Here is a 26,776-nt window from a genome sequence, read left to right on the forward strand (position 1 = left end):
AAAAATAGAAAATTATATTTGCTTTATGGATATTCAAATCATTTTTGAATCAATTTTAACTAATTGGTATCTAATTTTACTGTTTTTTACAGTCGCAATTTTATATTCTTCTGTAGGTTTTGGCGGTGGATCTAGCTATTTAGCCATTTTAGCATTAACTGGAATCGTTTTTACTCAAATTAGAGCAACAGCGCTTTTATGTAATATTGTTGTGGTATCTGGCAACGTTTTTTTCTTCCTTCAACAAAAAAAACTAAATTTTAAAAAAATGATTCCACTTGTACTATTAAGTGTTCCACTTGCTTATTTGGGTGGAAAATTAAAAATAAGTCAACAATTCTTTTTTATATTATTGGGCGTTACTTTACTCTTTGCTGCAATTACTATGTGGATTTCTAAAAGAATAATTTCTTCGGATGAAAAAAATAACAATTTAAAACCTATTAGAAACGCAAGTTTTGGCGGATTTATTGGTTTTGTTTCTGGAATGGTTGGTATTGGAGGTGGTATTTTTTTAGCGCCACTTTTACACCTTACAAATTGGGATACTCCTAAAAAAATAGCTGCTACCGCAAGTGTTTTTATACTTGTAAACTCTATAGCTGGTTTATTGGGGCAATATTCTAACCCAGATTTTATAATCGATTGGAATTTAACTTCTATACTATTGGTTACTGTTTTTATTGGCGGACAAATAGGAAGCAGAATGAGCAATAGCTATTTTACTCCTATTCAATTAAAAAAAGCAACTGCTATATTAATTGCCTTTGTGAGTCTAAGAATTCTTTGGAAATATCTTTTTATTTAGTTGGAAGTAAAACCCTACAATTTTTAATATTTGAAGAATAATATTGCGTATTAAATACATTCAAAATATCTTTGAAACATCTATAAAAAAAAATAAAAAATGTTAGGAATTATTTTTACATTATTAATGTTAGTCTTATTACAAGCTGTGCTTGGTTTTGACAACTTATTATATATTTCTTTAGAATCTAAAAAAGCGCCAGAAGCAGATCAAAAAAGAGTACGAAAAGTAGGTATTTTAATCGCTATTGTATTAAGAATCGTTTTACTTTTTGTGTTGGTTTCTATTATCGATTTTTTTCAAGAACCTTTTTCTTTTTTATCAGGAGGAATAGAAAACATCATTCATTTTGCTTTTAATGGTCATAGTATTATTGTACTACTTGGTGGTGGTTTTATTATTTACACGGCTATTAAAGAAATTTGGCATATGATTTCTACAAAAGGTTTAGGCGTAGATGATATGGCTGCAGGTAAAAGCAGTAAATCTGCAAATGCAGTTATTACAAGTATTGTTATTATGAATCTAGTTTTTTCTTTCGATTCTATTTTAGCAGCAATTGGTCTTACCAGCGAAATAGAAAGCGCTACAACAGCTTTTATTGTAATGGCTATTGCTATTGTTATAAGTGGTTTGTTAATGTTGCTTATGGCAGATAAAATATCTACATTCTTATCAAAAAATAGAATGTATGAAGTACTTGGTTTATTTATTTTATTTATTGTAGGAATTATGCTAGTTACAGAAGGTGGCCATTTAGCACACATTAAAATTTTTGGAGAAGAAATTGTGCCAATGAGTAAAACAACATTCTACTTTGTATTGGCAATTTTAATAATTGTTGATGTTGTACAAGGAAAATATCAAAAGAACTTATTAGCAAAAGCAAATAAATAAGGACAAATTAAAAGTATAAAAAAAGTCGTTGTATTAATTTACAACGACTTTTTTTATGCCTTTATCTTTCACTTTTACTTAAGCAATTATCTACTTTGTTTCCAAACCATATCTATTGTAATTGCACTTGATAGAATTACTATTCTATTTGATTCATCTGTATAATCTTCATTTAAGTCTACTTTGTATTTATCTGCTGTAGTAAAAATTTCTTTCAAAGCTCCATTCCACTTCTTAGTTATGGTTCCTATTTGTTTATCAGTTGCATTATTTATTTGAAAATTCCAAGCTTTCATGTCTCCAGTAATTACAGCTACAAGTTCTTCTGATTTGTTATAAATTTTAAAAGTTGGTTTTAATAACTTAAATTTTTGTTTTATGGTACCAATAGTATTTCCTTTAGCATCATCAATAAGAATTGTTGACATAAAGAAAGTCCAACCTCTAGAAATGTATGCTTGTAAATTTCCTGATGCATCTTTTATTTCTAACTGAAAAGGCAACATAGTCTTGTTTAATAATAATCTAATCGCTTTTTCTCCTGAAGATAATTTTTGGTTGACAGAACCTACCTCATTTCCTTTATCATTAAATACTTTGTAACAATTTTCAAACTTAAAAGAATTCACTTTTTCGTCTATAAAATATGTGTTTAAATTAAAAAAAATTGAACTCATTTATTTTATAATTTTCAGTAATTAAATAATACACTTTTACCCATTTAGTATATTACCCAATGCTTATTTTTATTCGTTTTTTCGTTTTCGCTTTAAACAAGCAATTAACTTTACACTACTTTGGCAGTTGTATTTTTGTTTGCAATCCAATTTTCAACAGTTGGCCATATTTCTTTCTTTGAACTTTGAGATTTTAAAATCCGACTGTGGTTATAATTTTCCAAATTCCCATTTTCTTTTGAATAAAAAAGCAACTTATTCTCTTCGTTTTCAAATGCTTTTAGATATTTTTCACAACCTTCTTTTGGTGCTATAAAATTATCTCCTTTTGCACAAATAGATAATATTGGTATATTAATATTATTCATTTGTTTTAAATAATCAAAACCATTTTCCCCAATAAAATTTTTGTTTAAATTCCAATCAAACCATTGTTTCATTGTGTAATAACTTTCGCTATGTTCTGTTGAGCCAGCAGTTTTAGAAGGAACTTTACCTAATAATGCCGTTAAATATTTACTTAACAATATTTTTATTCTATTACTTAACGTCTCTGCTGCACCAAATGCTTGTACTCCAAATAGCGTAATACTGTTAATTTTTAAATTGTAATTCGGGTTTTTTATTAAGAACATGGTCAAAATAATTCCACCTCCACTATGAGTTAAACAATCTATATTTTTTAAATTCTGATTGTTAAATAGAAAATCGAATACTGATTTAATATCATATTTTGCAATAGTCTCAAAATTAAATTTTTCTTCAGATTTTGAACTTTTTCCATGATTTCTCCATTCCATAATCCAACACGTAAAACCTTTTTCTGTCAGATACGAAGCAATTCCGTCACATATTTTTCTATTAGAAAATGTTCCGTGAGTTAAAAAAATATGTTTGTCTAATATTTTTTCAGAATTCAATTTCCAAAGAGCTATTCTTTGGTTATCCTCTGTTTTTATATGGTAAAGTTGTTCTTTCAGTGTTCAATTTTTTAATTATTGCCAACGTATAGTAAACCAAATAAAACTTGGCCTACTTATTATTAATATGATATAAAGAAATTAATAATTACAATTCTATTTTTATTAAAAACAGAGTAGAAATAAATTTAATATTGTTATTCTACCTCTGCAATACTATCTTTTATTCTTTGAGAAACAATCTGTAAAATTCTTCTATTAACTTCGGATGGTTTCTCTGAGTAAAACGCAAATTCCTCTTCAGAAAAATGACCTATTATAAAACCTAAAGTCATGTTTTTATAATTGTTATCTGTCTTAAAAACAGACGAAACTCTATTTCTCTTCTTCTTATCTGCTAAAACAGATAAATCAATTTTTCTTTTTATAAGATAGTTCTTAAAGGAAGTTATTAATAAATGGTGTTGCATTTTTATAACAGGACGAATTACTTCATTTTGAAATTTCTCTACATCTGATGTTCCATCATTTACTAAATCTGATAAAACTGGTCTTTCTTTATTATTCATCTTTTATAAATTTATTTTAATCTTATTTTAGATATTTAAGACTTTAATTATCTAACAATTCATCTAATTCTAATTGAAAATCGTATTGTAAATCTTCATGCAATTTTTCAATTGCTTTTTTAATCATTCTTACTTGTGTGTCAAAGACATTTTGTAAACGTGTACTGTGTTTTATTGATGGTCTAAACTGCTTCAATTTTTTACAGAAATACAATAACAACTCTACTTCTGTTTCCTTTTTTTTAGAATACCTAATGTGTTTTTTTATTGATGTTAAGATTTTACGAGAACTTTTTCTAATATAAAAAAAACTCTTTGTGTTAATCTCATCAAACTGAACATCTACCTCTTCTTTTATTGTTTGAATAAAAGACTCTTCGTCATGAGACTCAAACATTAAATAGGTAAGTAATTCTTTATTTTCTTTTTTAAAACGAGCCAAATGCAAGCACAACTCTTTTAAATCTGCAGTAGATTTATGAGATAACTCATCTTTAAGTTGTTTTATGGTAACTGCTTTCATGCTATTAAAATTTCACTACAATATAAAAAATAATACCTCACAATTTTGTATTGTAAGGTATTATTAACATTTATAAAAAGAGATTTCTTATTTCTTAGAAATTACAATTTATTATTATTTTTCGCTAGGAATAGCAACTACTTCGTTTACATCTGCGTCATAATCTACACCTGGTACTTTAAAACCAAATAAGCTAAAAAACTCATCGCTATATCCTTGTAAATCTCCTATTTCTGGTAAATTTTCTGATGTTGCTTTTTTCCAAAGCTCTGCAACTTCTGCTTGCACATCTTCACGCATTTCTAAATCGTCTATTCTAATTCTTCCTTTTTCATCTAAAGCTAAATCACCACCAAATAAACGTTCGCTATACAAACGCTGAATTTGTTCTATACAACCTTCATGAATTCCTTTTGCTTTCATAATCTTATATAATAAAGAAATGTATAAAGGAATTACAGGAATTGCGGAACTTGCTTGTGTAACTAATGCTTTATTTACAGAAACAAATGCTTTACCTCCAATAGATTTTAAATCGTCTGCAATTGTAAAAGCTGTAGCTTCTAAATGATCTTTTGCTGCACCAATTGTACCGTTTCTATAAACAGGTTTTGTTACTTCTGGGCCAATATAAGAGTATGCAACTGTTGTAGCTCCTTCAGAAAGTAAATTTTCTGCCTGTAAAGCGTCCATCCACATTTTCCAATCTTCACCACCCATTACAGTAATTGTATTCTCAACATCTTGTCCTTCTGCGGGGTTTATAGATATTTCAGAAACTTTACCTGTATGAAAATCTACCGTTTTATTAGTAAAAACTTCTCCTATTGGTTTTAAAACAGATTTAAATCTTTTTCCTGAGTTAGGATGCGTTCTAACGGGTGATGCTAAACTGTAAATAACTAAATCTATCTGACCTAAATCTTCTTTAATTAAGTCTACAACTTGCTGTTTAATTTCGTTTGAAAACGCATCTCCGTTAATACTTTTCGCATATAAACCTGCTTTATGTGCATGCTTTTCAAAAGCAGCTGTATTATAATAACCTGGTGAACCAGGTCTTCCTGCAGTAGCTGGCTTGTCAAAAAAGACACCAATAGTTGCTGCATCTGAACCAAATGCACTTGTAATTCTCGATGCCAATCCAAAACCTGTAGAAGAACCTAAAACTAATACTCTTTTAGCTCCTTCTATTTTTCCTTTAGATTTTATATATTCTATTTGGTTCATCACGTTTTGCTCACAACCTGTTGGGTGCGATGTTAAACAGATAAATCCTCTTGTTCTTGGTTCTATAATCATTGTAGTTTGTTTTTTAGTTTGATAAAAAAGAATTTACATTTTTCTCTATTCTATCCATTACATTTTCTGTTGATGCTTTTACAAAAGCTTCTCCTGTAATTTGTTCGTATAATTCTATATATCTATTAGAAATTTCTATAGTTTTCTCATCAGACATTTCTGGTATTTGTTGGTTATCTAACCCTTGAAAACCATTTTCTATTAACCATTGTCTTACAAATTCTTTAGACAATTGCTTTTGAGACTCTCCGTTGTTTTGTCTTTCTTGATATCCTTCAGCATAAAAATAACGAGAAGAATCTGGAGTGTGAATTTCATCAATCAACACTATTTTACCTTCTTTTGTTTTTCCAAATTCATATTTAGTATCTACTAAAATTAATCCTCTTTTTGCAGCAATCTCTGTTCCTCTTTGAAACAAAGCACGTGTATATTTTTCTAAAACAATGTAATCTTCTTCAGAAACAACTCCTTTAGATAAAATATCTTCACGCGTAATATCTTCATCATGATCGCCATTATCTGCTTTTGTAGAAGGTGTAATTAAGGCTTCCGGAAATTTATCGTTCTCCTTTAAACCTTCTGCCATTGCTACGCCACAAAGTACTCTTTTACCCAATTTATATTCTCTAGCTGCATGACCAGACATATAACCACGAATTACCATTTCTACTTTAAATGGTTCACATAAATGACCAATGGCTACATTTTCATCTGGGTTTGCAAGCAACCAATTAGGAACAATATCTGCTGTATCATTCATCATTTTTGTTGCAATCTGATTTAAAATCTGTCCTTTAAACGGAATTTGGCGAGGCAAAATAACGTCGAAAGCAGACAATCTATCTGTTGCAACCATTACTAAAAGTTTATCATTAATATTATAAACTTCCCTTACTTTACCTTTGTAAACAGACTTTTGGTTGGGAAACTTAAAGTTAGTTTCGTTAATTGTATTCATTATAGTTATTGTGTTGTTGATTGTGCAAAAATAGTAATTTAAAAAGTTATTTTTTCTTCTTTTTTAAACGTTTTATTTGCTTTAAATTATCGGTAATTGGTGTTGCTGTTATTTCTGTTTCTCCAGGAATAAAATAAAAGAAATATGCCGAATTTTGACCTATTTTTCGAACATCTAATTTTTCATTATCTTTAAAAACCAAAGTGTAATTTGGTATTACTTCACTCTCTTCGTATTTATGCTTTAATCCTAAACCCAAACCAGTTCGCATAGAAACAAATAGTAAGAAAAAAATAAACATTAAACCTGGTAACAAGTTTTTCTTGTCTTCTAATTTCTCATACCTTTTGTCCCATTTTTCTATATTGTATAATTTCTTATACCAATTCTTAACTCTTAAGTATTTATATAATCTAGGCATCCACCTTGTAAAATAGAAATACATTAAAGTAAACATTCCAATTAAAAAGAGTGATAATATCCAATTATTAGCCAATAAACTTATAGGAGAAATTAAAGCATCTAAAATAGTTGTGTAATTTAAGTACGAAACACCAAAGATTCCGTAGAATATAGCATCACTAACAATTCCTAAAATAATAAGGTATAAATACCCAATATAAAAGTAATCTTGTAAGCCTAATTTTTCTTTTTCTATTTTTATCATTCTGCTTCTATACTTTTATATGCGCTAATAATACTTCTAACCAATCGATGTCTTACAACATCTTTATCGTCTAAATAAACCTGTGCAATTCCTTTAATATCTTTTAAAGCTAATAAAGATTCTTTTAAACCAGAAACTTGTTTTCTTGGTAAATCTATTTGTCCTGGGTCGCCTGTTATTATAAACTTTGCACTTTTACCCATTCTTGTTAAGAACATTTTCATTTGGTTGTGGGTAGTATTTTGCGCTTCATCTAAAATTACAAATGCGTTGTCTAAAGTTCTACCACGCATAAATGCCAAAGGCGCAATCTGAATAATTCCCTTTTCTATATGAGATTCTAATTTCTCATGCGGAATCATATCTCTTAACGCATCATATAAAGGTTGCATATAAGGATCTAATTTTTCTTTTAAATCTCCAGGAAGAAACCCTAAATTTTCTCCAGATTCTACAGCTGGTCTTGTTAAAATAATTTTTCTTACTTCTTTTTCTTTTAAAGCTTTTACAGCTAAAGCAACAGCTGTGTAGGTTTTTCCTGTTCCTGCAGGACCAACTGCAAACAACATATCATTTTTTCCCATTAACGTAACCATCTTTCTTTGGTTCTCTGTCTGTGGCTTAATAAGTTTTCCATTAACACCGTGTACTAAAACATCTTTTGCTTTTTTTGAAGCTGCTATTTTTTCTTCATTTCCGTTAGATGTTAAAATACGTTCGATACTATTGTCGTCTAATTTGTTGTAACGATTGTAATATTTTATCAAACGTTCTAACCTAATTTCAAACTCATCTAAAAGATCTGGTTCGCCATAAATTTTCATTTGAGAGCCGCGAGCCACTATTTTAATTTTAGGAAAGTACTTTTTTATCTGTTCTATGGTGCTATTATGTGCTCCAAAAAAGTCTTTTGGATTGATTTCTTCTAACTCTATAATGCGTTCGTTCAATTGTTTATTTTTTATAGATTGATGCCAATTTTATTTCAATTAAAAATAGCGAATTAAATTTCTAAAATGATTAGATTTGCCTAAAATAATCAACAATTTTTACACATTTAATTAACAGCTATAAAATTAATGTCTCTAATTACTTTAACCACAGATTTTGGAACGAAAGATCACTTTGTAGGTGCAGTTAAAGGAGCCATTTATTCTGAACTTGCAGATGCTAAAATTGTAGATATTACTCATGAAATTTCTCCGTTTAATATTACAGAAACTGCCTATATCTTAAAGAATTCTTACAAAAGTTTTCCTAAAGGAACCATACATATTGTTGGTGTAGATTCAGAATTAAGTGAAGAGAACAAACATATTGCCTTAGAATTAGATGGTCATTTTTTTGTTTGTCCAGATAACGGAATCATTTCTATGATTGCTCAAGAAATAAAACCTACCAAAATTGTAGAAATTAATATTCACGACAGAGTAGAAAGTAGTTTTCCTGTTTTAGATGTTTTTGTACAAGTAGCTTGTTTTATTGCAAGAGGTGGAAATTTAACCGTAATAGGAAAAGAAATTCTAGAGTTTAAAATAAATGTAGAAATTCAGCCAAAAGTAAATCAGCAACAAGATCAAATAATTGGTGGTATTATTTATATTGATAATTATGGAAATGTAATTACCAATATTAGTAGAAAAATGTTTCATGACATTGGAAAAGGAAGAAATTTTAAAATGAACGCGAAAAAGCATTCATTTTCTAAAATATTTACAAAATATAATGAAGTTGCTAGTAATGCCGCTTACAGTAATCAACAATATGAAGGGCATAAATTGGTGTTATTTAATTCTGCCCAATTTATAGAAATTGCTATTTATAGAAGTAACTTAGACACTGTTGGTGGCGCTTGTTCTCTACTTGGTTTAGAGTATAGAGATACTGTAACTATCGATTTTATAAACGAACCCAAACAAGAATTCACTACCTTAAATTAAACCATGTTTGTAAGAATTGTAAAGATGAGTTTTCATCAAAAACATATAGAAACTTTTTTATCTATTTTTGAAGAAAAAAAACAATTTATTAGAGCATCTAAAGGATGTAATCTATTAGAATTATATCAAGATAAAAATAACCCTGATATCTTTTTTACTTATTCTTATTGGGAAAATGAACAAGATTTAGAAGAGTATAGAAATTCTAATCTTTTTAAAGATGTGTGGGCAAAAACAAAGGTCTTTTTTAATGACAAGCCGCTGGCTTGGAGCGTAGATAAAAAAGTAAGCTTAAAATAATAAAATAACAATAATTAAATATAAATGCAAGAATTTTCTTTTTCAACTTTCCCAGAATTAGCAACAGACCGTTTAAACTTACGTCAATTAACTTTTGATGATGTTAAACCAATTTTTAGACTACGTTCTAACAAAGAAATTAACGAATTAATTACAAGAGAAACACCAAAAAATTTAAGTGAAGCAGAAGCTTTTATAGATACTTGCTTAAAAGAGTTTACAAACGAGAATAGTATTTTTTGGGGATTAGAATTACAAAGCACTGGCCAACTTATTGGAACTATTTGTCTTCATAGAATTGATTTAGAAAATAATTTTGCAGAAGTTGGTTACGAGGTAAATCCAGATTTTCAAGATGAAGGCTATATGAGTGAAGCTATGAACAAAGTTTTAGACTTTAGTATTATGACTTTAAGTTTAAAAAACATTGAAGCATTTACACATCAAAATAATACTGCATCTATTGCGTTATTAGAAAAATATCTTTTCGTTTTACAACCAGAAAGAAGAGATGAAGCAATAGAAGACAACCGTATTTATAAATTTGGAAGTTAGAAAAACACACCTTTTTAAGAAAGAAAACTAAAACAGCAAATTAGCATTTATAAAATGTTCGCAATTTTAAAAAAAGAATTTAACTCATTTTTTGCAAGTCCAATTGCCTATTTGGTAATTGGGGTTTTCTTGTTGATAAACGGATTATTTTTATGGATTTTTAAAGATGAGTTTAATATTTTAAATGCTGGTTTTGCAGATTTAAATCCTTTTTTCTTTTTAGCACCTTGGGTGTTTTTATTTTTAATACCTGCAATAACCATGAAAAGTTTTGCAGATGAATTTAGTAACGGAACCATAGAACTTCTAAAAACAAAACCAATTTCTAATTGGCAAATAGTTTTAGGAAAATTTTGGGCTTCGCTCCTATTAGTAACTGTTGCATTAATACCAACACTTATTTATGTTTATACTGTTTACCAACTAGGTAGTGTAATTGGTAATTTAGATTTTGGTACTACAATTGGCTCTTATATTGGGTTAATCTTTTTGGCTGCAACTTATACAGCCATTGGTCTTTTTACCTCTACAATTTCTAAAAACCAAATTATTGCTTTTATTTTAGGCGTATTTATAACCTTTATTCTGTTCTACGGTTTTGATGCTATTTCAAACTCATTAGACAATAATTTAACTATTAAAAAACTAGGAATAAACGAGCATTTTAAAAGCATTTCTCGCGGTGTTATAGATACTAGAGATCTTATTTACTTTATTAGTGTAACTGTTTTCTTTTTATTCATAACTAAAACACGTTTAGAAAATGAATAAGAAAATAAAAAATAGCGCTATTTTAATTATTGGTTTGGTTGTACTAAACTTTGTAAATGAATCTTTTTATAAACGTTTCGATTTAACAGAAGACAAACGTTACACACTTTCTAAAACTACAATAAACATTATTTCTAAGGTTGATAAAAATCTTTTTATAAACATCTATTTAGAAGGCGATTTTCCTTCAGAATTTAAAAGGTTACAAGTAGAAACACGTCAATATTTAGAAGAGTTAGCATCAAAAAACTCTAAAATAAAAATCAATTTTGAAAACCCAGATAATCAACGAGAAGCATTAATTAAAAGAGGAATGATGCCTAGTCAATTAACCGTTGAAGAAGATGGTAAATTGTCTGAAGCAATTATTTTTCCTTGGGCAGAAATAAACTACGGAAACAAAACAACAATAATCTCTTTACTACCAACATCTATTGTTGCATCTCAAGAAGAACAATTACAAAAAGCAATTGAAAATTTAGAATATAGTTTTTCGAACGCTATAAATTCTGTGAACCAAAAACAGCTTAAAAAAGTTGCAATACTTACTGGTAATGGAGAATTAAAAGACATTTACCAATATAGTTTATTAAGCGAAATTGCAAAAAAATATAAATTGGCAAAATTCACTTTAGATGCTGTTTCAAAAGATGCTGCACAAACTTTAGATGATTTGTCTCACTTAGATTTGGCAATTATTACAAAACCAACAGAGAAGTTTACCGATAAAGAAAAGTTTGTTCTAGATCAATTTATTACAAACGGGGGTAAAACATTATGGATGCTAGATAATGTGCAAGCAGACCAAGATAGTTTAGGCAAAACAGGAAAAATGTTAGCGTATCCTAGAGATTTAAATCTTACCGATTTATTATTTACTTATGGTATAAGAATAAATACTAGTTTAATTAAAGACCTTTATGCAGCACAAATTCCTGTAGCAACGGGGCAAGTTGCTAACCAACCACAATTTAAAAACTTAGATTGGTTTTATCATCCTTTAGTTGGTGGGAATCCTAATCATTCGATTACAAAGAATGTATCTCCTGTAAGATTACAGTTTGCAAATCAAATAGATACTTTAAAGAATAACATTAAAAAAACACCTTTATTAGTTAGTTCTTTATTAACGCAAAAAGTTGGAACGCCTAAAATTATAGCGTTACAATCTATTGCAGAAGAAGTTATTGAAGAAAATTATAATAACGGAAATCAGTTATTTGCAGTTTTATTGGAAGGGAAGTTTAATTCTGCTTATAAAAATCGTGTAAAACCATTTGAAACAGTATTATATAAAGAACAATCATCAAAAAATAAAATGATCATTATTTCTGATGGAGATGTTGGAAAAAATCAAATATTAAAAGAACAACCTTACGATTTAGCCCGAGATAAATGGACCAATCAACAGTTTGGAAATAAGGATTTCTTATTAAATGCAGTTGATTATTTATTAGATGATTCTGGTTTAATGAACTTAAGAAACAAGTCTTTACAAATAAAAATGTTAGACAAACAAAAAGCTTTTAAAGAACGTTCTTTTTGGCAATTTCTAAACGTAGGTTTACCTTTAATACTTTTATTTACTTTTGGCTTTGTTTTTAATTATCTAAGAAAAAGAAAGTATACTAAATTAGTATAGTAAAAGTAGCGAGTTAGAAACATTTATAATTCTAAAACTCTAGTAAATCGTCGTGAATAAAAGTATAATTTAAAACACGTTGTAATTTATCTGAAGATATTATTTTCCATTCATAAACCTCTTCGTCTTCAAATACAGGCGTTTCGAAATCTCTACTTAATTTTGCTATTGTATAAAACTCTCTTCTTGTAGGATGATGATTAGAGCACGCATTAAAAACGGTATTCCAACAATTCTTTGCAATAACTTCGTGAATAATTTCGATACAATCTTCTCTATGAATCATGTTTACAAAACCTTTAGGTTGTGGTATTTTTCGTCCGTTTTTAAACCAATTAGAAGGATGTCTGTCACCACCAAATAAACCAGCAAAACGAATTATAGTAGTTTCGAAAAAAGTATTTTCTCTAAATAGGTTTTCTATCTCTGTAAGTGCATTTTTTAAAACAGCATCTTCCTCTGTCATTACTTTATTTAAACGTCCATAAACAGAAGTAGAACTTATAAAAATCACTTTTTGCACCGTAGATTCTTGAATCTGTGCAATTAGGCTTTCGAAACCATCTATATCTTTAGAGGTAATTGCAATAATTAAAATATCTGTATCTAAAAAAGCATCAAACTCTTCGAACTCAGAAATATTTACCAAATAAGTTTCAATTCCTTCTGCTTCTAAAGCATCTATTTTTTCTTCTGAAGTTGTAGATCCCTTTACAGAGAAACCATCTTCTATAAATGACATTGCCAATGGTTTTCCTAACCAGCCACAACCTAAAATACTAACATTTTTCATATCTCTAAATAAATTAAATAGCTACGTACTAATTTTAACAAGTTGCGGTATCACAACAATTATCCTCCTTTATCAATTTGCAAGAAACTACCGCTAAAAGTGCTCCTAAAATGGGTGCTAAAATATACAACCAAAGTCCTTCTAAGTTTCCAGAAACTATATTAGGTGCAATAGAACGTGCAGGATTCATAGATGCATTTGTAATAGGACCTGCAAACATTGCTTCTAATAAAACAACCGCACCAACTGCAATTCCTGCTATAATTCCCATTTCTTTACTTCCTGTAGACACGTTTATAATTACTAACATTAAGAAAAAAGTAAGTAATAACTCTAATACAAAAGCACGCCAAACATCTACTGTTGGTATAGTAGCACCTAGATTTTCACTTGCAGGAAAAAGAAACCATAAAATTAAACTAGCTGCAAAAGCACCTAAAACTTGTGCTATTATATATTTTGGTACTTCTTTCCAAGAAAACTTTTTTGCATAAGCAAACGCAATGGTAACTGCAGGGTTAAAGTGTGCTCCTGAAGTTTCACCAAAAGCATAAATCATTGCCATAACAATTAAACCCCAAGTAATTGCAATACCAACATGTGTTACTTCGCCACCGGTAACTTCATTTACCGTCATTGCTCCTGTTCCGCAGAAAACCATAGAAAAAGTTCCTATAAATTCTGATATGTATTTCTTCATTTTATTATAGTAAATAACAAAGATACATTGCTTTATTTTAAGATATTGTTAACATTTGGCGTTTTTAGTTATTGTAATTTTGATAGAATTATAAACAACAATATACCAATCATGAAAAAAATTATATTAAGCTTATTTGTACTTGCTACAACACTTGCTACAAATGCACAAATTGAAACACCAGCGCCTAGTCCGTCTCAAAAAACAGTACAAAAAGTTGGCTTAACAGATGTTACTTTAGAATACTCTAGACCAAGCATGAGAGGTAGAAAAATATTTGGTGGTTTAGAAGATTTTGGAAAAGTGTGGAGAACTGGTGCAAACTCAAATACAAAATTAACTTTCTCTACAGACTTTATGGTTGCAGGAAACAAGTTAAAAAAAGGAACGTATGCTTTGTATACAATTCCAGGGGAAAAAACTTGGGATATCATTTTATATACTGATGCAACAAACTGGGGAAATCCTGCTAAATGGGACGAATCTAAAGTTGCTGCGAAGGTAAATGTTGCCGCACAAAATATTCCAATGAATATTGAAACGTTTACAATTACTTTTGATGATTTAACAAATAATTCTGCAGTTTTAGGAATTATGTGGGAAAACACATATGTTGGTTTAAAATTCGAAACACCAACAGAAGAAATGGTTTCTAATAATATCGAAAAAATAATGAGTGGACCGTCTGCTAACGATTATTATGCTTCTGCTACTTATTACTTAGAAGGAGGAAAAGATATTAATAAAGCACAAATTTGGATAGATAAAGCAGTAGAAATGACTGCTAACGCTCCTAAATTTTGGTTTTTACGTAAGCAATCTTTAATTCATGCAAAAGCTGGTAAAACTAAAAGTGCTATTGCTGCTGCAAAAGCTTCTTTAAAATATGCTGAAATTGCAAAGAATGCTGGTTACATAAAAATGAACAAAGCTTCTTTAAAAGAATGGGGAGCAATGTAGTCTCTATTTTTATAAAAACATTAAAAATCTCAAGTGAAAGCTTGAGATTTTTTTGGTTATAAATTTATCTATTTCTACAAAACAACTACTTTATAAAGCTTCATTTAAAAAAGTTTACTTTTATTTCTTTTAAACTGTCACAAATTAAAAACAATTTTGTCTTTAGAATAGAAACATTTTATTGGAAACAAACCAACCACATATAACCAACCTTTTAGAACGCTGCAAAAAGCAAGATAAAAATGCTCAGCTAGAATTGTACAAATGCTATTATAAAGCAATGTACAATGTAGCTTACCGTATTCTAAAAGATGAGTTTGAAGCAGAAGATCTAATGCAAGAAGCCTTTTTAACGGTTTTTACCAAAATGAAAATGTATAAAGGTGAAGTTACTTTTGGCGCTTGGTTAAAGAGAATAGTTATTAATAAAAGTTTAACTCAGTTAAAGAAAAACAATAGATACCAAGAAGTTAAAATGGAAGTAATTCCTACAGATAATATTGAAGAAGAAACAATAAATTATACGGGTTTAAAAGCAAGTAATGTTTTAAAATGTTTACAGAGTTTAAAAGAAAATTATAGAATTGTTTTAAACCTTCATTTAATTGAAGGCTATGATTACGAAGAAATTTCTCAAATTTTAGACTATACAAATGAAAATGTTAGAACAACGGTTTCTAGAGCAAAAAAGAAGTTAAAGCAAGTTTTACTTGCAGATAATATACAAACACAAGTTTATGGAAGATAAATTACAACATTTCTTTTCTGAAAATGAATTCGATTTTAAAGAACCTAACATAGGTCATTTAGAACGTTTCGAACGCAAATTAAATGAACCTAAACAAAAGCAAAAAACTTCTTGGAAATGGCTAAGTGTTGCTGCCTCTGTTGTTCTAGTCTTAGGCTTTTGGTTGGGTAGCAATCATCAAAAAAGACAATTAGATTTAGCAGATGTTTCCCCTAAGATGCAAGAAGTACAAAACTACTTTGTTTCAACAATTACAGAAGAAACTAAGACCTTAGAGAAATACAGAAGTTTAGAAACAGAAAACATTATAGAAAATGCTTTAAACGAACTAGAAGAATTAGAAGATAATTACAAAATTTTTGTAGAAGAACTAAATAAAAATGGCGAGCATAAAAGAATAATAAGTGCTATGATTAAAAATTATCAAAGACGTTTAGAAATTTTAGACAATACTTTAAAACAAATAGATCAAATTAAGAACCCTAACAACATACAAAATGAAACCTATATATAGAATTGCGTTTTTATTACTCTTTATTCCATTTTTTACAAATGCGAATACTGGTGATAAAAAACATGAAAAAACTAAAACAATAAAGAAAGTATACAATGTAAATTCTAATGCTAAAGTTGCTTTAAATAATAGATATGGCGATTTTAATATTACAACATGGGACAAGAATCGTGTAGAAATTGAAGTAATAATTAGTGTAAAAGGTGATGATTTAGATGAAGTTGAATCTAAATTAAACTCTATTAAAATTGAATTTAATGCTAGTAATTCTTTAGTTGAAGCGCAAACTATTTTTAACGAAAAGAAAAGTAGTTGGTCTTCTTGGTGGGGGAAAAGTAAAAACACCAACTACAAAATAAATTATATTGTTAAAATGCCTAAAACAAATTCTGTAGATTTAAATAACGATTACGGTAGTATTTACTTAGGCAATCTAACTGGTAAAGCAATAATTAACTGCGATTATGGTAAGATTTCTATTGGAAAATTATCTGCAGTAAATAATGAAATTAATTTAGACTATTGCTCTTCTTCTTCTATCTCTTCTATGAAAAGTGGAAGTATAAATATTGATTATTCTAAATTAACTATTGATAATTCTGAAAACATAAAATTAAATGCAGACTACTCTACTATAAAATTTGATAAAGCTGGTGAAATTGATTTTAATTTAGATTACGGCTCTATAACGGTAAACGATTCTGAGCGTATTAATGGAAATTCAGATTATGTAACATTACGTTTTGGTACTGTTAGAAAAGAATTAATTATAGATACAGATTATGGTTCTCTAACAGTTAAAAAACTAATTAAAGGTTTTAGTAAAGTTGATATTACAAGTCAATATACTGGTATTAAAATTGGTGTTGAAGAAGGAAACTCTTTCAATTTTGAAATCGACTTACAATACAGTAGCTTTAAAAGAGATGAAGACAAAGTAGAAATCTTTAAAAGTATTACAAAATCTACAAAAAAATACTACGAAGGTACGTATGGCAAAGGAAAAACAAACTCAATATTAAATGTAAATTCTCAATACGGTAGTGTTAGAATTGAAGAAAACTAAACAACAAAAATCAACCTAAAAACTAAAATGATGACTAAAAAAATATTATTAACTGCTTTAATTTTTACACTTACCTTTTCTGTTAATGCACAAGATTGGTTCGGAGGAAGCAAAAGAATTAAAGGAAACGGAAATATAGTTACTGTAAATAGAACTACAGATAATTATCGAGGTATTGCTGCTGGTGGCTCTTTCGATGTGGTTCTTGTAAAAGGAAAAGAAGGTAAAATTACTATTGAAGGAGAAGAAAATATTATTCCTTTTATAGAAACTGAAATTAGCGGTGGAATCTTAAAAATAAAGTATCAAAAAAACACAAACATTAGAACTACAAAGAGAGTAACTGTAACTGTAACTTTTAATAAAATTGAAAGTGTTGCTTTAGGTGGTTCTGGTAATATTTCTAGTGAAGAAGTTATAAAAGCAAATGATTTAAATGTTAGTTTAGGTGGTTCTGGAAATATCAATTTAAAAATTGATACGGACACTGTTAGCACAAAAATTGGTGGCTCTGGTAATATTGAATTACAAGGAAACACAAATGAATTAAGTTGTTCTATAGCAGGTTCTGGAAGCATAAGAGCTTATAATTTAAACGCAGATGAAGTAAATGCAACAATTGCAGGTTCTGGAAGTGTAAAAACTACAGTAAAAAATAAAATTAAAGCTAAATTGGTTGGTTCTGGAAGTATTTATTACAAAGGAAACCCAAAACATGTAGATAGCAAATCTGTTGGTTCTGGTAGCATTATAGACAGAAATTAAAAAATAATACCTATTAAATTTAAAAACCGTAAAATGAATTTCATTTTACGGTTTTTCTTTACTTATTTTTAAAATTTAGATATTTAATAGTTACGATACTGTTTTGTTTCTTCAAAAACATAATCTAAAATCTTTTGATCTATTTCACCAAAAGGTAAACTTCTACGTTTCATAACTGCAGTTGCAACTTCTGTTACTTTCTTCATTTGAAATGTAGTAAAACCTGCTGCTCCACCCCAACTAAAAGAAGGTATAAAATTTCTTGGAAATCCGCTTCCAAAAAGGTTTGCACTTACACCAACTACAGTTCCTGTATTAAACATGGTGTTTATTCCGCATTTAGAATGGTCTCCCATCATTAATCCACAAAACTGTAATCCGGTTTTTGCAAAACGACCCGTTTCGTAATCCCACAATTTTACTTCTGCATAATTATTTTTTAGGTTCGAATTATTTGTATCTGCGCCTAAGTTACACCATTCACCAATAACAGAATTACCTAAATAACCGTCGTGTCCTTTACTCGAATAACCAAAAATAACAGCATTACTAACTTCTCCTCCTATTTTAGAATATGGGCCAATAGTAGTGTCTTTATATATTTTTGCTCCCATTTTAACAACAGCATGTTCGCACATTGCAAAAGGTCCTCTAATAGAAGAACTTTCCATAATTAAAGCATCTTTACCAATATAAATTGGTCCTTCAGAAGCATTTAGAGTTGAAAAAACCACTTCTGCGCCTTCTTCTATAAAAATATTTTCTTTATTTAAAACCTGAATCCCTTCTGGTATTGGTTCAGAGGTTCTTCCTTCTGTAATTAAATCGAAATCTTGTTGAATTGCTTTACCGTTATAAGTAAAGATATCCCAAGTATTTTTTATTTGTATTAACTCTTCTTCAAATTCAATTTGCGTATATGCATCGAAATTAACCTCTTCTTGACTATCTGTGGTATAAAATGCAATTACATCTTCACCTTTAAAAATAGCTTCATTTTCAGAAAGTCCTTTTACTTTATCTACCAAAGATTCCGTAGGACAAAAAGAAGCATTTATAAGAATATTTTCTTCCATTTCTACCATAGGAAACTTCTCTTCTAAATACTCTTCTGTAACTGTTGTAGTAGTTAAACCAAGATGCTTTTCCCATTTTTCTCTAATGGTTAAAATACCTATTCTAATATCTGCAACGGGTCTTGTATATGTAAAAGGTAATAGTGTATTTCTAACATCACTATCAAATAAAATATAATTCATTTCGTTTTTTTTTGAAGAGCTACAAATTTACTCTAAAATGAGCACAAAAAAAACCGATTGTAATAAATACAACCGGCTTTTATCATTAAAAAAAGATTACTTCTAAAAATTGACATCGAATACATGTATTTCCGGAATGTTATGGAGATTTAGTTGTATCTACATTTCTTCCTTCAGAATTAGACACTAATATTAATAACTTCAAAGAAATTACTAATAATAAAATTTTAAAAATGCAGCTTTATGTAACAATTTGGTTAATTGAAATTACTTCTTAGATGTTAAAATGATTGATAACAGATATAATATTCATAATAATTTCAAATATTATTTACGAATTATTAAATATCAATAGTAAATACTAGCATCGAAAAAAAGCTATAAATTAACTGATAATATGTGCTTTACAAAACAAAAAACGACTCAAAAGGGAAAATACAAGGTTAAAAATCAAAAACAAATTCAGAATACAGCTGTATTTACTAAAAATTAGATTTGTATTTTTGAAGAATGAAGAAAATTATTGGAGTTTTAGTTGGTTCTTTAATTATACTAACCACCTTATATTACCTTTTTATTTATTTTATAAATTATAGTACAGGTGTTAGATCTGGTGAACTAATAAAAATTAGTAGAAAGGGTGTTGTAGTAAAAACTTGGGAAGGTGAAATTAGTCAAGGAATTTCCGGAGCTCAAATTTTCACATTCTCAGTAGAAGAGAAAGATGAAGAAGTCATAAAAAATTTACAAAAATACCAAGGTAGATATGTAAAACTAACTTATAAAGAACGCTATTCTACATTCTTTTGGCTAGGAGATACAAAATACTTTGTTACAAAAGTAACACAAGAAGATTCACCACATTTTAGAAGTAAAAATTATACAAATGATTAAAAAATTTAAAAGTATTAAAGAATCGCAATTAACAATTACAGAGTTAATGTTGCCTGCACATTCTAATTTTAGTGGTAAAATTCATGGAGGGCATATTTTAAACTTAATGGATCAAATTGCATTTGCATGTGCTTCTAAACATTCTAGTAACTATTGCGTAACTGCATCTGTAAATAAAGTAGACTTTCTAAATCCTATTGAAGTTGGTGAACTTTTAACTTTAAAAGCGTCTGTAAATTATACAGGTAGAACTTCTATGGTTGTTGGTTTACGAGTAGATTCAGAAAACATTAGAACCGGAGAAACCAAACATTGTAACTCTTCTTATTTTACAATGGTTGCTAAAGACGACGACGGAAAAAGCACACCAGTTCCTGGAATTATTCTAACATGTAAAGACGAAATTAGAAGATATGCAAGATCTATTGTTAGACAAAGTGAAGGAAAAAACAGAACTTCTCGTTTTAGTAGTAAAGTTTTTAAAATTGAAGACTATTTAGAACTTTTAGAACAAAGTAATTCTAAAATTGAAATGAAAGAGTAAGTTTATTTCTTATTTTTTTTAGATATAACAACGATTTTTTTAATGACATCGTCATCGTTTAATGGAAGATAAAAAAACAAAAATATTAATTATTCCAGGGCTAGGTGGTTCTGGAGAGAAACATTGGCAATCGTTTTGGCTTTTAAATTATAGTAATTCTGTAAAGGTGATTCAAGAAAATTGGGATGCACCAAAATTAAACATTTGGCTAAAGAAGTTAAATGAAGAAATATTACGTTTAGATTGCCCTATAATTATAGTCGCTCATAGTCTTTCTGTTTCTTTAGTTCTTCATTGGACTAACTTACACAATAACTCGAATGTAATAGGTGCTTTATTAGTGGCTCCTGCAGATGTAGATTCACCAGATCATACGCCAGATGTTGTTCGAAGTTTCGCTCCTATGCCAACAACAGAACTTCCCTTTCCTTCAATTGTAGTAACAAGTAATAACGACCCTTATATTAATATAAATCGAGCTAAATATTTTGCAGAAAATTGGAAAAGTGATTTTATTAATATTGGTTCTAAAGGACATATAAATTCAGAATCTAACCTAGAAAATTGGACAGAAGGACAACTTATTTTAGAACAATTAATAAAAAAAATAAACTTCTAATAATATAATTACCCAACGTTTTATACATTTCTTTATCTCTAAAATATTAAGAAATTAATTTTTTGGAGTTAGACATAGAACTATTAGTCCTACTGCTACAACTTCACGTTACAAATACACGTAACTTTGTAGAAGATACTTTTATAAGACAAACTACTAATAGCTTTAGTGCTAAATATGGTAATTTCCATTTTAGTTTTAAAACAACGTTTATTTTCATACTAAAAACAAGAGACTTTAGTAAGTTTTAGATAAAACTAATTCAGTCTCTTTTTAATTAGAACAATAAATTATTTTTTAAGGCTTTTATAAATTGCTATTCTAATTTTTTCTTCATTTATCCAACCACTAAAAGAACTATAACCTTCTGTTATTTTTTTGTTATTGGTTACATTTTCTAATGTTTTTCCTTCTTTAATAGCTTGCTTAATTTTAGCTCTTAAATCGATTAACATATTTTTGTAAGCAATTAATTCTGTTTTATTAGATACGTTTCCATGACCAGGTATTATTATAGTTTCATTGTCTGAAATTAAAATTACTTTTTCTGCTGCAGAAATTACGCCATTAATACTTCCACCAGAATTTAAATCTATATAAGGAAACTTGCCTTGAAAATAAGTGTCTCCCATATGTATAATATTATTCGACATAAAATAAATAATAGCATCACCATCTGTATGAGCATTATGAACGTGACTAACCAAAACATCTTCATTATTAATATGAAGCATCATATTATCTGAAAAAGTTATTACAGGCAACGCTTCTTTAGAAGACGCCTTTTTAGTTTTACCTCTTATTGTTTGAGGCATATTCATACGTTTTCTTACATTTTCATGTGCTAGAATTAAAGCTCCTTCTTTTTGAAAGTTTTCATTTCCACCAGTGTGATCTCCATGCCAATGAGAGTTTACTAAATATTTAATTGGTTTTGGTGTAATTATTTTTATTGCCTCTAATATTTTAGGGGATAAAGGTGCAAACTGATCATCAATCATAAAAATACCGTCTTCACCTACAAAAAGACCAATATTACCACCTTGTCCTTTTAACATATAAAGATTGTCTGCTAATTTGGTGGGTATAATTTTAATTTCATTTCTTTGAGAATAGAAAGAAATAGAGATCATTAAAAAGAAAAAAGTGGTTTTTAGGTTTTTCATGTATTCTTTGTTTGGTTAAAATTGTAAAATAAGACATTATCTTAGTGGTAAAAGTTTAATTTTCTTACATAATTTGATAAAAAAATAAAAAAGATTAAATTATTTTTAAGCTAACTCTTTCATTATGAAAGCTATTAAAAAAATGTTTCTTTTTTCTTAAAAAAAACATTGCAGATGTTAAAAAACATTCTATATTTGCAGCTCTATACAACGCGAAAGTAGCTCAGTTGGTAGAGCGTCAGCCTTCCAAGCTGAATGTCGCCAGTTCGAACCTGGTCTTTCGCTCAAAAGACTTCATAATTTTTATGAAGTCTTTTTTTTTGCTTTCAACTTAATAAAAACATCAAATATAAACTGAAATCTTCTTCTTTAGTTTACACTAAATAGACCACCTTATTCTTATTTCTTCTTTCTTTTTAAAATTAATTGTAAACTTCTTTCGATCTCTTCCTTAAGTCTGTTATTATTTAATTCTACCTTCAATTTAATAAGAAAACATTCACTTTCTTCGATACCACTACAAGCTCTAATAAGCTTCCATTTTATTAAATCGTCTGTATTGTTATTTTTATAGCATGTTTTTAAAGCTTCAAAAACACTTTCTTTTTTAAATTTAAAATTAACATGTCCAATGGTATCAATTAACTCACTTAAAACCCGTTTATCTGCTGTTTTAATACCTTTTAGTAAATCTGGCATTAAATTATAACCTATTCTTATTAACGTTCGGCTAGCAATATCTCTTGGCAATGGATAACTGTCTTTTAAGAAGTTATTTTCAGGTACTTTTCTATGCTGATTATTGCCTATAGTTCCTAAACAATTTATTAAAGGAAGTACAGAGAGTTTGTCTAGTAATATTAATGTATTACAAATTTCTATTTTAGAATACAGTTTCTTTTCAACTTTTAAAGCTTCAATAAGATAATTAACAGTTATAATTGTTTTATTTTCTTTTAGCAATCTTGCTCCTAGCGTTCTTTCTGAAGCAATTACACTTTTTAACAACATTATTTTTCTATCAAACGAAAAGTTATAAACTTTAGAACAAATTTTATCAGATAAAAAACCACGATTTATAAGTTGTTCTTGTTTACTAATCATCTATAAGAAATTAAAGAGATTTTAATTTATCTCCAAACAACAATAAAAGTACAATAGGCACTGCCAATATAAGAACCATAAATTTGTTGGTTGTAAATAATGATGGATTAAGCATTAAAGTAATTGCAAAACCACCAATTGCACCACCTAAATGTGCAGAATGGCCAACGTTGCCTAATTGTTTTTTCATTCCGTAAATGGAATATAATAAATACCCTACACCAAATAGATAACCAGGAATAGGTATTGGAATAAAGAACAAATACAAACTCATGTCTGGGTCTAATAATATAGATGAATAAATAATACCAGAAACTGCACCAGAGGCACCTACAGCACTATAATATGGTTCGTCTTTATGAAATTTAAGTGAATATAAACTTCCTGCTAGTAAACTAACAAAGTAAATAATTAGAAAGTTCGATGTTCCAGAAAAATGTGTTACCGTTTTTCCAAATAAATACAAAGCGTACATATTAAACCCTAAATGCGTCCAATCTACATGTAAAAAACCAGACGTAAGTGTTCTTATTTTTTCTCCTGATAATATTCGACCAACTTGAAATTTATACTTATCTAAAAAAGCATAATCGTTAAAACCTTTCATAGAAACCAAAACATTGGCTATAATAATTAACAAAACGGCTCTATTTATATTCTCTATCATATAACAAACATAATGAAAACCGATTACTAATATATCTTTTCGTTTTAAATTTATATACGATATTTGCAAAACTAAAATCAAATTATGCAATTTATTGTCTTTGCGATTACCTATCCTTTTATTTGGCTTCTATCGAAGCTTCCTATGAGAATCTTATATATGAAATCAGATTTTTTTTACTTTCTGATATATTACGTTGTAGGTTATCGTAAACAAGTAGTTTTAGATAATTTAAAACTAGCTTTTCCAGAAAAACCAGAAAAAGAACTTCTTATAATTAGAAAAAAATTTTTTAAACATTTAATGGATCTAATGATGGAAAGTGTAAAAGCATTTTCTATTTCTGAAAAAGAGATTTTAAAAAGATATACTTATGAAAATCCTGAATTAGTAAATAAATATGCAAAAGAAGGTAAAAGCATTGCTTTAGTAGGTGCACACCAAGCAAATTGGGAATGGTCTACTAGTTTACCTAAAGTTTTAGATATGGATATTTACGGTGCTTATACAAAGCTAAATAACAAATACTTTGAAAAAGCAGTTAGAGAATCTAGACAGAAGTTTGGTATAAATGGCTTTAAAACTTCTGAAATGGTAAGAGGAATGCAACAACGTTTTTCTAATAAAGAACAAGGTGCATATATTTTATTAAGTGATCAATCTCCTCAACCTCATAAAACTTATTATTGGAGAGCGTTTTTTAACATAAAAGTACCGGTACATACTGGTGCAGAAATGTTAGCCAAAAAATTCGATTTAGTTGTAATAAATTATGTAACTAAAAAAGTAAAACGTGGTTATTATAAAACAACGTTTCAATTGATAACAGAAAATCCAAAAGATTTTGAAAATTATCAAATAACTGATTTATATACAGAGTTAACAGAAAAAAATATTTTAGAACAACCAGAGTTTTATTTATGGTCTCACAAAAGATTTAAACATAGAGATAAAGTACCTGCAGAGTTTAAATAATTACAAACTAAACCATTCTTTAACTAAATCGTGCTCTATTGGTTTAACTGTTTTATGAGTAAAATCATTTTTAATAGGATGATATTCATAATCTTTAGACCAATTTTCTATATTTATAGATAATTCTTTTAAAGAATTACACACAAACTCTACTTCTTTATCTGTTATTGTTGGATGTACAGATAAACGAACCCAACCTGGTTTTTGAGTGTTGCAACCGTGTAAAATTTCATCTTTAATTCTATTAGAAGTTTCTTGATCTACGTTTAATAAAAAATGTCCGTAAGTTCCTGCACAAGAACAACCACCTCTTGTTTGAATTCCGAATCTATCATTTAATAATTTTACAACTAAATTAAAGTGATATTTTTCAAAATAGAAAGAAAAAATACTTAATCGTTCTTTATGATCTGGTGCTAATATTTTAACTCCTTCTAAATTTTCTAAAGTTTTAAAAATTACTTTATTAATTTCATTTTCTCTACTTTTAATATTTTTAGTTCCCATTTGCTCTTTCAACTGAATAGAAAGTGCAATTCTAATTGTCTGTAAAAATGCAGGTGTACCACCATCTTCTCTAGTTTCTACATCATCAAAATAATCATGCTGTCCCCAAGGGTTTGTATAACTTACTGTTCCACCTCCAGGATTATCTGGTATCGTATTCTTATATAATTTTTTATTAAAAACTAAAACACCCGAAGTTCCTGGTCCTCCTAAAAACTTGTGAGGAGAGAAAAAGATTGCATCTAAATATTCATCTTCATCTGCTGGATGCATATCTATATCTACATAAGGTGCACAACATGCAAAATCTACAAAACACAAACCATTGTAACTATGAATTAACTTAGCTACTTTATGATAATCTGTTTTTATACCAGTTACATTAGAACAAGAAGTAATAGAAGCTATTTTAATTTTTCTGTGTTCGTGTTTTTTTATACATTTTTCAAAACTCTCTAAACAAACTAAACCTTCATTATTACAAGGCACAACTTCTACATCTGCTATAGTTTCTAACCAAGAAGTTTGGTTAGAATGATGTTCCATATGAGAAACAAAAACAATTGGTCTTATCTCCTCTGGAATATCTGTATAGTTTTTTAAATTTTCTGAAAGTTTTAAACCTAAAATTCTTTGAAATTTATTAACAACACCTGTCATACCAGAACCAGAAGTTATTAAAACATCATTATCATTTGCATTAACATGACGTTTAATTATTTTTCTTGCTTCATGGTACGCCAATGTCATGGCAGCACCAGAAGTAGATGTTTCTGTATGTGTATTAGCCACAAAAGGCCCAAATTTATGAAGCATTTTTTCTTCAATAGGATGATATAATCTTCCACTCGCAGTCCAGTCTGTGTAAATTAAATCTTGTTCTCCATAAGGAGATTCAAATTTTTGATTTATACCTACAATGTTTTCTCTAAACTGATTAAAATACTTTTCTAAACTCATTAT

The 26,776-nt window shown here is 28.5% G+C and carries 32 protein-coding genes and 1 tRNA gene; 18 read left to right on the top strand and 15 right to left on the bottom strand.

What is annotated here, in order from left to right:
• Positions 1–25 precede the first annotated feature (25 nt).
• Positions 26–808: a sulfite exporter TauE/SafE family protein gene (locus SHK09_RS05955; RefSeq protein WP_319809861.1), complete on the top strand. Its 783-nt coding sequence runs from the start codon at positions 26–28 to the stop codon at positions 806–808.
• A 99-nt stretch (positions 809–907) separates the two neighbouring features.
• Positions 908–1,705, top strand: a complete 798-nt coding sequence (locus SHK09_RS05960) for a TerC family protein (RefSeq protein ID WP_319809862.1) — start codon at positions 908–910, stop codon at positions 1,703–1,705.
• Between the two features lie 86 nt (positions 1,706–1,791).
• Here SHK09_RS05960 and SHK09_RS05965 read toward each other — a convergent pair whose 3' ends face one another.
• From SHK09_RS05965 to SHK09_RS06000, 8 genes are all read right to left on the bottom strand, one after another.
• On the bottom strand, positions 1,792–2,382 hold the full coding sequence (locus SHK09_RS05965) for a phospholipid scramblase-related protein (RefSeq protein WP_319809863.1): 591 nt from the start codon (positions 2,380–2,382) through the stop codon (positions 1,792–1,794).
• A 110-nt stretch (positions 2,383–2,492) separates the two neighbouring features.
• Positions 2,493–3,362, bottom strand: a complete 870-nt coding sequence (locus SHK09_RS05970) for an alpha/beta hydrolase (RefSeq protein WP_319809908.1) — start codon at positions 3,360–3,362, stop codon at positions 2,493–2,495.
• 137 nt (positions 3,363–3,499) lie between these two features.
• Positions 3,500–3,871, bottom strand: coding sequence for a glyoxalase (locus SHK09_RS05975; protein WP_319809864.1), 372 nt, complete (start codon positions 3,869–3,871; stop codon positions 3,500–3,502).
• Between the two features lie 43 nt (positions 3,872–3,914).
• Positions 3,915–4,394, bottom strand: coding sequence for a hypothetical protein (locus tag SHK09_RS05980; RefSeq protein WP_319809865.1), 480 nt, complete (start codon positions 4,392–4,394; stop codon positions 3,915–3,917).
• Between the two features lie 114 nt (positions 4,395–4,508).
• Positions 4,509–5,696: an enoyl-ACP reductase FabV gene (gene fabV / locus SHK09_RS05985; RefSeq protein ID WP_319809866.1), complete on the bottom strand. Its 1,188-nt coding sequence runs from the start codon at positions 5,694–5,696 to the stop codon at positions 4,509–4,511.
• 13 nt (positions 5,697–5,709) lie between these two features.
• Positions 5,710–6,657: a phosphoribosylaminoimidazolesuccinocarboxamide synthase gene (locus tag SHK09_RS05990; protein WP_319809867.1), complete on the bottom strand. Its 948-nt coding sequence runs from the start codon at positions 6,655–6,657 to the stop codon at positions 5,710–5,712.
• A 46-nt stretch (positions 6,658–6,703) separates the two neighbouring features.
• Positions 6,704–7,324 carry a hypothetical protein gene (locus SHK09_RS05995; protein WP_319809868.1) on the bottom strand — a complete coding sequence of 207 codons (621 nt, stop codon included), beginning with the start codon at positions 7,322–7,324 and terminating at the stop codon, positions 6,704–6,706.
• Positions 7,321–8,274, bottom strand: coding sequence for a PhoH family protein (locus SHK09_RS06000; protein WP_319809869.1), 954 nt, complete (start codon positions 8,272–8,274; stop codon positions 7,321–7,323). The genes SHK09_RS05995 and SHK09_RS06000 overlap by 4 nt, the downstream gene beginning before the upstream one ends.
• 129 nt (positions 8,275–8,403) lie before the next feature.
• Between SHK09_RS06000 and SHK09_RS06005 the strand changes: the two genes are divergently transcribed.
• From SHK09_RS06005 to gldG, 5 genes are read left to right on the top strand one after another with little or no spacing between them, the layout of a single operon-like run.
• Positions 8,404–9,264 (top strand): SAM-dependent chlorinase/fluorinase, encoded by an 861-nt coding sequence (locus SHK09_RS06005; RefSeq protein ID WP_319809870.1) that lies wholly within the window; start codon positions 8,404–8,406, stop codon positions 9,262–9,264.
• A 3-nt stretch (positions 9,265–9,267) separates the two neighbouring features.
• Positions 9,268–9,564, top strand: coding sequence for an antibiotic biosynthesis monooxygenase family protein (locus SHK09_RS06010; RefSeq protein WP_319809871.1), 297 nt, complete (start codon positions 9,268–9,270; stop codon positions 9,562–9,564).
• Positions 9,565–9,588: 24 nt separating this feature from the next.
• Positions 9,589–10,119 carry a GNAT family N-acetyltransferase gene (locus SHK09_RS06015; RefSeq protein ID WP_319809872.1) on the top strand — a complete coding sequence of 177 codons (531 nt, stop codon included), beginning with the start codon at positions 9,589–9,591 and terminating at the stop codon, positions 10,117–10,119.
• Positions 10,120–10,173: 54 nt separating this feature from the next.
• Positions 10,174–10,890, top strand: a complete 717-nt coding sequence (gldF, locus tag SHK09_RS06020) for a gliding motility-associated ABC transporter permease subunit GldF (RefSeq protein WP_319809873.1) — start codon at positions 10,174–10,176, stop codon at positions 10,888–10,890.
• Complete coding sequence (gldG, locus tag SHK09_RS06025; protein ID WP_319809874.1) at positions 10,883–12,532, top strand: gliding motility-associated ABC transporter substrate-binding protein GldG; 1,650 nt, start codon at positions 10,883–10,885, stop codon at positions 12,530–12,532. The genes gldF and gldG overlap by 8 nt, the downstream gene beginning before the upstream one ends.
• 31 nt (positions 12,533–12,563) lie before the next feature.
• Here the strand turns inward: gldG and SHK09_RS06030 are convergent, their stop codons facing one another.
• Positions 12,564–13,325 (bottom strand): NAD(P)H-binding protein, encoded by a 762-nt coding sequence (locus tag SHK09_RS06030; RefSeq protein WP_319809875.1) that lies wholly within the window; start codon positions 13,323–13,325, stop codon positions 12,564–12,566.
• A gap of 34 nt (positions 13,326–13,359) precedes the next feature.
• Complete coding sequence (locus SHK09_RS06035; RefSeq protein ID WP_319809876.1) at positions 13,360–14,025, bottom strand: MIP family channel protein; 666 nt, start codon at positions 14,023–14,025, stop codon at positions 13,360–13,362.
• A gap of 111 nt (positions 14,026–14,136) precedes the next feature.
• On the opposite strand from SHK09_RS06035, the gene SHK09_RS06040 reads away from it, so the two are divergent.
• The 5 genes from SHK09_RS06040 (at position 14,137) to SHK09_RS06060 (ending at position 18,078) form a co-directional block, all read left to right on the top strand.
• A complete protein-coding gene (locus SHK09_RS06040; RefSeq protein WP_319809877.1) occupies positions 14,137–14,985 on the top strand; it encodes a DUF2911 domain-containing protein in 849 nt (282 codons plus the stop codon).
• Positions 14,986–15,166: 181 nt separating this feature from the next.
• Positions 15,167–15,733: an RNA polymerase sigma factor gene (locus SHK09_RS06045; RefSeq protein ID WP_319809878.1), complete on the top strand. Its 567-nt coding sequence runs from the start codon at positions 15,167–15,169 to the stop codon at positions 15,731–15,733.
• On the top strand, positions 15,723–16,247 hold the full coding sequence (locus SHK09_RS06050; RefSeq protein ID WP_319809879.1) for a hypothetical protein: 525 nt from the start codon (positions 15,723–15,725) through the stop codon (positions 16,245–16,247). The genes SHK09_RS06045 and SHK09_RS06050 overlap by 11 nt, the downstream gene beginning before the upstream one ends.
• Positions 16,231–17,313, top strand: a complete 1,083-nt coding sequence (locus tag SHK09_RS06055; protein WP_319809880.1) for a hypothetical protein — start codon at positions 16,231–16,233, stop codon at positions 17,311–17,313. The genes SHK09_RS06050 and SHK09_RS06055 overlap by 17 nt, the downstream gene beginning before the upstream one ends.
• A 30-nt stretch (positions 17,314–17,343) precedes the next feature.
• Positions 17,344–18,078, top strand: coding sequence for a head GIN domain-containing protein (locus tag SHK09_RS06060; RefSeq protein ID WP_319809881.1), 735 nt, complete (start codon positions 17,344–17,346; stop codon positions 18,076–18,078).
• Between the two features lie 83 nt (positions 18,079–18,161).
• Here the strand turns inward: SHK09_RS06060 and SHK09_RS06065 are convergent, their stop codons facing one another.
• The gene (locus tag SHK09_RS06065) at positions 18,162–19,337 is read right to left on the bottom strand and encodes a GlmU family protein (protein WP_319809882.1); all 1,176 of its coding nucleotides are present in this window, start codon (positions 19,335–19,337) and stop codon (positions 18,162–18,164) included.
• 510 nt (positions 19,338–19,847) lie between these two features.
• Between SHK09_RS06065 and SHK09_RS06070 the strand changes: the two genes are divergently transcribed.
• The 4 genes from SHK09_RS06070 (at position 19,848) to SHK09_RS06085 (ending at position 21,645) form a co-directional block, all read left to right on the top strand.
• A complete protein-coding gene (locus SHK09_RS06070) occupies positions 19,848–20,231 on the top strand; it encodes a 6-phosphogluconate dehydrogenase (protein ID WP_319809883.1) in 384 nt (127 codons plus the stop codon).
• Positions 20,224–20,775 carry an acyl-CoA thioesterase gene (locus SHK09_RS06075; protein ID WP_319809884.1) on the top strand — a complete coding sequence of 184 codons (552 nt, stop codon included), beginning with the start codon at positions 20,224–20,226 and terminating at the stop codon, positions 20,773–20,775. The genes SHK09_RS06070 and SHK09_RS06075 overlap by 8 nt, the downstream gene beginning before the upstream one ends.
• A gap of 61 nt (positions 20,776–20,836) precedes the next feature.
• Positions 20,837–21,394, top strand: coding sequence for an alpha/beta hydrolase (locus SHK09_RS06080; RefSeq protein ID WP_319809885.1), 558 nt, complete (start codon positions 20,837–20,839; stop codon positions 21,392–21,394).
• Between the two features lie 62 nt (positions 21,395–21,456).
• Complete coding sequence (locus SHK09_RS06085) at positions 21,457–21,645, top strand: DUF5777 family beta-barrel protein (RefSeq protein ID WP_319809886.1); 189 nt, start codon at positions 21,457–21,459, stop codon at positions 21,643–21,645.
• 39 nt (positions 21,646–21,684) lie between these two features.
• On the opposite strand, the gene SHK09_RS06090 is transcribed toward SHK09_RS06085, so the two are convergent.
• Entirely contained in the window at positions 21,685–22,560 is an 876-nt protein-coding gene (locus SHK09_RS06090) for an MBL fold metallo-hydrolase (RefSeq protein WP_319809887.1), read from the bottom strand.
• A gap of 212 nt (positions 22,561–22,772) precedes the next feature.
• Here SHK09_RS06090 and SHK09_RS06095 point away from each other — a divergent pair.
• Positions 22,773–22,845, top strand: a tRNA-Gly gene (locus SHK09_RS06095).
• Between the two features lie 114 nt (positions 22,846–22,959).
• Here the strand turns inward: SHK09_RS06095 and SHK09_RS06100 are convergent.
• Entirely contained in the window at positions 22,960–23,664 is a 705-nt protein-coding gene (locus SHK09_RS06100) for a hypothetical protein (protein WP_319809888.1), read from the bottom strand.
• A gap of 10 nt (positions 23,665–23,674) precedes the next feature.
• Complete coding sequence (locus tag SHK09_RS06105) at positions 23,675–24,331, bottom strand: rhomboid family intramembrane serine protease (protein ID WP_319809889.1); 657 nt, start codon at positions 24,329–24,331, stop codon at positions 23,675–23,677.
• Between the two features lie 84 nt (positions 24,332–24,415).
• Here SHK09_RS06105 and SHK09_RS06110 point away from each other — a divergent pair, with 84 nt between their 5' ends.
• On the top strand, positions 24,416–25,306 hold the full coding sequence (locus tag SHK09_RS06110) for a lysophospholipid acyltransferase family protein (RefSeq protein ID WP_319809890.1): 891 nt from the start codon (positions 24,416–24,418) through the stop codon (positions 25,304–25,306).
• Here SHK09_RS06110 and SHK09_RS06115 read toward each other — a convergent pair whose 3' ends face one another.
• Positions 25,307–26,773 carry an aminotransferase class V-fold PLP-dependent enzyme gene (locus tag SHK09_RS06115; protein WP_319809891.1) on the bottom strand — a complete coding sequence of 489 codons (1,467 nt, stop codon included), beginning with the start codon at positions 26,771–26,773 and terminating at the stop codon, positions 25,307–25,309.
• Positions 26,774–26,776: the final 3 nt, after the last annotated feature.

Source organism: Polaribacter sp. PL03 (assembly GCF_033875165.1).
In the GTDB taxonomy this organism is placed as follows: Bacteria; Bacteroidota; Bacteroidia; order Flavobacteriales; family Flavobacteriaceae; genus Polaribacter.

Coding starts and splice junctions, on each gene's coding strand:
- SHK09_RS06060 (WP_319809881.1), top strand. CDS start 17,344: ATGACTAAAAAAATATTATTAACTGCTTTAATTTTTACACTTACCTTT.
- SHK09_RS06040 (WP_319809877.1), top strand. CDS start 14,137: ATGAAAAAAATTATATTAAGCTTATTTGTACTTGCTACAACACTTGCT.
- SHK09_RS05965 (WP_319809863.1), bottom strand. CDS start 2,382: ATGAGTTCAATTTTTTTTAATTTAAACACATATTTTATAGACGAAAAA.
- SHK09_RS06070 (WP_319809883.1), top strand. CDS start 19,848: ATGAAGAAAATTATTGGAGTTTTAGTTGGTTCTTTAATTATACTAACC.
- gldF (WP_319809873.1), top strand. CDS start 10,174: ATGTTCGCAATTTTAAAAAAAGAATTTAACTCATTTTTTGCAAGTCCA.
- SHK09_RS05955 (WP_319809861.1), top strand. CDS start 26: ATGGATATTCAAATCATTTTTGAATCAATTTTAACTAATTGGTATCTA.
- SHK09_RS05995 (WP_319809868.1), bottom strand. CDS start 7,324: ATGATAAAAATAGAAAAAGAAAAATTAGGCTTACAAGATTACTTTTAT.
- SHK09_RS06050 (WP_319809879.1), top strand. CDS start 15,723: ATGGAAGATAAATTACAACATTTCTTTTCTGAAAATGAATTCGATTTT.
- SHK09_RS06030 (WP_319809875.1), bottom strand. CDS start 13,325: ATGAAAAATGTTAGTATTTTAGGTTGTGGCTGGTTAGGAAAACCATTG.
- SHK09_RS06115 (WP_319809891.1), bottom strand. CDS start 26,773: ATGAGTTTAGAAAAGTATTTTAATCAGTTTAGAGAAAACATTGTAGGT.
- SHK09_RS06075 (WP_319809884.1), top strand. CDS start 20,224: ATGATTAAAAAATTTAAAAGTATTAAAGAATCGCAATTAACAATTACA.
- SHK09_RS06055 (WP_319809880.1), top strand. CDS start 16,231: ATGAAACCTATATATAGAATTGCGTTTTTATTACTCTTTATTCCATTT.
- fabV (WP_319809866.1), bottom strand. CDS start 5,696: ATGATTATAGAACCAAGAACAAGAGGATTTATCTGTTTAACATCGCAC.
- SHK09_RS06110 (WP_319809890.1), top strand. CDS start 24,416: ATGCAATTTATTGTCTTTGCGATTACCTATCCTTTTATTTGGCTTCTA.
- SHK09_RS06090 (WP_319809887.1), bottom strand. CDS start 22,560: ATGAAAAACCTAAAAACCACTTTTTTCTTTTTAATGATCTCTATTTCT.
- SHK09_RS06010 (WP_319809871.1), top strand. CDS start 9,268: ATGTTTGTAAGAATTGTAAAGATGAGTTTTCATCAAAAACATATAGAA.
- SHK09_RS06005 (WP_319809870.1), top strand. CDS start 8,404: ATGTCTCTAATTACTTTAACCACAGATTTTGGAACGAAAGATCACTTT.
- SHK09_RS05980 (WP_319809865.1), bottom strand. CDS start 4,394: ATGAAAGCAGTTACCATAAAACAACTTAAAGATGAGTTATCTCATAAA.
- SHK09_RS05975 (WP_319809864.1), bottom strand. CDS start 3,871: ATGAATAATAAAGAAAGACCAGTTTTATCAGATTTAGTAAATGATGGA.
- SHK09_RS06100 (WP_319809888.1), bottom strand. CDS start 23,664: ATGATTAGTAAACAAGAACAACTTATAAATCGTGGTTTTTTATCTGAT.
- SHK09_RS06015 (WP_319809872.1), top strand. CDS start 9,589: ATGCAAGAATTTTCTTTTTCAACTTTCCCAGAATTAGCAACAGACCGT.
- SHK09_RS06080 (WP_319809885.1), top strand. CDS start 20,837: ATGGAAGATAAAAAAACAAAAATATTAATTATTCCAGGGCTAGGTGGT.
- SHK09_RS06065 (WP_319809882.1), bottom strand. CDS start 19,337: ATGAATTATATTTTATTTGATAGTGATGTTAGAAATACACTATTACCT.
- SHK09_RS06035 (WP_319809876.1), bottom strand. CDS start 14,025: ATGAAGAAATACATATCAGAATTTATAGGAACTTTTTCTATGGTTTTC.
- SHK09_RS05990 (WP_319809867.1), bottom strand. CDS start 6,657: ATGAATACAATTAACGAAACTAACTTTAAGTTTCCCAACCAAAAGTCT.
- SHK09_RS05960 (WP_319809862.1), top strand. CDS start 908: ATGTTAGGAATTATTTTTACATTATTAATGTTAGTCTTATTACAAGCT.
- gldG (WP_319809874.1), top strand. CDS start 10,883: ATGAATAAGAAAATAAAAAATAGCGCTATTTTAATTATTGGTTTGGTT.
- SHK09_RS06105 (WP_319809889.1), bottom strand. CDS start 24,331: ATGATAGAGAATATAAATAGAGCCGTTTTGTTAATTATTATAGCCAAT.